Annotated in this window: 4 protein-coding genes; all 4 read left to right on the top strand. The window is 21.1% G+C overall.

Annotated elements, in window-relative coordinates:
* The first annotated feature begins 639 nt into the window (after positions 1-639).
* The 4 genes from Q0087_RS07320 to Q0087_RS07305 all read left to right on the top strand — a co-directional run bounded on the left by Q0087_RS07320 (position 640) and on the right by Q0087_RS07305 (position 2,880).
* Positions 640-846 (top strand): histone family protein, encoded by a 207-nt coding sequence (locus Q0087_RS07320; protein WP_042703701.1) that lies wholly within the window; start codon positions 640-642, stop codon positions 844-846.
* A 1,120-nt stretch (positions 847-1,966) separates the two neighbouring features.
* On the top strand, positions 1,967-2,338 hold the full coding sequence (gene rpl7ae / locus Q0087_RS07315) for a 50S ribosomal protein L7Ae (protein WP_297899035.1): 372 nt from the start codon (positions 1,967-1,969) through the stop codon (positions 2,336-2,338).
* A 105-nt stretch (positions 2,339-2,443) separates the two neighbouring features.
* Positions 2,444-2,650 carry a 30S ribosomal protein S28e gene (locus tag Q0087_RS07310; protein ID WP_042703705.1) on the top strand — a complete coding sequence of 69 codons (207 nt, stop codon included), beginning with the start codon at positions 2,444-2,446 and terminating at the stop codon, positions 2,648-2,650.
* A gap of 65 nt (positions 2,651-2,715) precedes the next feature.
* Positions 2,716-2,880: a 50S ribosomal protein L24e gene (locus Q0087_RS07305; protein ID WP_042703707.1), complete on the top strand. Its 165-nt coding sequence runs from the start codon at positions 2,716-2,718 to the stop codon at positions 2,878-2,880.
* Positions 2,881-3,082: the final 202 nt, after the last annotated feature.

Raw genomic sequence — 3,082 nt, 5'->3', positions numbered from 1 at the left:
TATTTATTTTAAAATATTTTTTAGCTATTTATTTTAAAATATTTTTTAGCTATTTTAATGGCTATTTATTTATTATTTTTAGATCTTTTTTATTGTATTTCTAATTTTTATTTTTCTATTTAAATTTTATTATTTTATTATTCTTATTTTATTATTTTATTTCCATTTTTTTATTTCATTTTTTATTTCATTTTTTTTATTTTCATTTCTTTATTCCATTTCATTATTATTTTATTATTTTATTATTCTTATTTTATTATTTTATTTTCATCTTATTTTCATTTTATTATTATTTTATTACTATTTTATTTTCTTATTTTTATTTTAGATTAGTTATTTTTCTATAATCTATGTAAAAGTTATTGATAATTTTCAATAACTTTATTTTTATAATTTTATTCCTATTTTTTTAAAAACATAATTATTATGGCTATTAGTCAAGCTTATTTTATTAAAATTTTATCTAAATTTATTTAATTAAGTGGGTTTGTTTAGATATTCAATAATGAAAAATCGCAATCTTTAATATAAAATAAAATTGACTAAGTTTGGTGTATATTGAAATTTACTTACATAGAACCAATATATTTATATATGATAAAAAATACAGTTATAATTACAAATTTATGAGGTGAAAATATGGAATTACCAATTGCTCCTATCGGAAGAATCTTAAAAAATGCTGGCGCTGACAGAGTTAGTGATGGTGCTAAAGAGGCATTAGCTGAAGCAATAGAAGAATGTGGAAATGATATTGCTGCTAAAGCTGTTGGATTCGCAAGACATGCTGGTAGAAAAACTGTAAAAGTAGAAGATATTAAATTGGCTACCAAAACTTGTAGCTAATTAATATAGAGTGTTATATGGTTTTGCTTTATAGTAAAACTATTAATACTATATGGTACTACTTTTTTATGTAGTACTACCATTATATATGATTAATATATAAATGGATATTTTCTATTTTAATTGTTTATTTGTTTTTTATTTTATTTTATTTCTTTTGTTCTTTATTTTGTTTGTTTCTTTATTTTGTCTTTTTTTGTTTATATGCTTATTTTACTTGTTTTAATTGTATAATTACTTATATTGGGGTTTATTTCTTTATTTTGGCTTGTTTTAGTCATATATTTATTTTAATAATTTTAAAATAATATTTTTAAAATAATATTTTGGTATATAATTATTTTTTATATAGAATTATATTTTTATATAGATTTTTTATATAGAATTATTTTTTATATAAATTTTTTAATAGAATCATATTTTTATATATATTTTTTAATAGAATTATATTTTTATAATAATTATTTATTTTTTTCAATGTAAGAATTATTGAAATATATTTACTTAAATTTATAATTTGATATGTTTATGAAATGATTTAAATACAATAATCTTCATATGATTTATCAATAGCTATTTTTAAATAAAGAGATGCATAATTGAAAAACTTTATAAGCAATGAAAATATATTTATTATAGTCTATTCTCAAGACTTTAAATTTCATTAAATATATTTACTAATATTTTTATTGATATTGTTTCAATTCTGTTATTAATAAACAGTCATTTGAATTTTTGAGATTTTAGGGCTATAATTGATGCAATTAGTTTTTGACTATTGTGTAATGATGTTTTAGCTAAAATCGATTATTATACTAATAATATTTGATTAATATTCTATTTTTAGCTTATTTTATATTCTTAATCAATTTTAGTTCTTTTTGTAGACATTATAAAATATTTAATATAATATACTTATTATAACAGCAGATAATCTACATATTATGTTATAATTTAATTTGTTATTTTATAATCAAATTTTATTATGAAAAATATTGTAGTTATTAAATTATTTTAGTGCTTAAATGATTATAGTACTTATTATAAGTTTTTTTAAAAACTGCAGTTATGATGTTTGCCGATGGATGGCAAATGCCAGATGAAAAAGGAGGTAAATAATATGGCAAAAGCAATTTATGTAAAATTTGACACCCCACAAGAAATAGCTGAAAAAGCTGAAGAAGCATTAGAAACCGCGAGAAATACCGGAAAGGTAGCTAAAGGAACTAACGAAGTTACCAAATTTATAGAAAGAGGAAATGCAGAATTAGTTGTAATTGCAGAAAATGTTGATCCTGCAGAGATTGTAGCACATATTCCTGTTCTTGCTGAAGAAAAAGAAATTCCTTATGTTTACTTATCTACCAAAGAAGAAGTTGGTGGAGCAGCAGGTTTAAATGTTGGAACTGCATCAGCAGCTATTGTTGACGCTGGTGAAGCTGAAGAGTTAGTAAAAGAAATTGTGGAAAAAGTCGAAGAACTTAAAAACTAATTATTTTTTTCGGTCTGTTTAATGAGCATTAATTTCTAAGAATAAATTTTTTTAAAAATATTTTCTTTTGAAATTTTAGCTCTAATTATATTAACAGGTGATTATATGGAAGAAGGAAGTCCAGCAGAAGTCATTGAAGTTTTAAAAAGAACTGGAATGACTGGTGAGGTAATGCAAGTTAAATGCAGAATCCTCGATGGAAGAGACAAGGGAAGGATATTAACTCGAAATATCATGGGTCCTGTTAGACAGGGAGATATTTTGATGTTATTAGACACAATTAGAGAAGCTAAGGAGATTAAGACTCCTTAAGTGATTATGGCTTTATGCTTCACATAAGGTATTCTTAATTAACTTAAATTCTAAAGGTGAATATAATGAGAACTTGTTCATTTTGTAAAGAAGAAATAGAAGAAGGTACTGGAAAAATGTATGTTAAAAAAGATGGATCCATATACTTCTTCTGTAGTAGTAAATGTGAAAAAAACATGATTAAGCTTGGAAGAGTTCCAAGAAAAGTCAAATGGGTAAAAGAAAATTAATATTATGATTAATTAATAATATTTTTTTTCATTTGATTATATTATTAAATTATATTAATTGATTATTTAATTATACTATTATTCAATAAGAATATTATTCATTATTTAATTAGATTATTTATTTAATTAGACTATTATTCAATATTCAATTAGATTATTTATTTAATTAGACTATTATTCAATATTCAATTAGATTATTTAT

Source organism: uncultured Methanobrevibacter sp., from assembly GCF_937881195.1.
Classification (GTDB): Archaea; Methanobacteriota; Methanobacteria; order Methanobacteriales; family Methanobacteriaceae; genus Methanobinarius.
Note: the sequence above shows the minus strand (reverse complement) of the source record. Positions and strands in the feature narration are given on the sequence as shown.